Below are 262 nucleotides of genomic sequence, written 5' to 3' on the forward strand. Positions count from 1 at the left end.
GCGTTTTCGACCGCATCTTCGCCGGGCTCGCCGGCGAAGGGCCAAAGCCCGGGCGCATCATGATCGACGCCACGCACCTGAAGGCCCACCGCACCGCGGCGAGCCTGCTCAAAAAGGGATGTTTCCCGTCGTATCGGGCGAACAAAAGGCGGGCTGAACTCGAAGCTCCACACCGTTTGCGACGGTGACGGCCGGCCGATCATCCTGCTCTTGCCGGAAGGCCAGATGAGCGACCACAAGGGCGCACGTCTCGTGCTCGACG

The 262-nt window shown here is 65.3% G+C and carries 1 pseudogene; it reads left to right on the plus strand.

The annotated features are described in order from the left end of the window. Window positions 1-262, plus strand: a pseudogene (locus DUT91_RS26475) (IS5/IS1182 family transposase); the annotation flags it as partial.

This window comes from Paramesorhizobium salinisoli, from assembly GCF_003335045.1.
GTDB lineage: Bacteria > Pseudomonadota > Alphaproteobacteria > Rhizobiales > Rhizobiaceae > Paramesorhizobium > Paramesorhizobium salinisoli.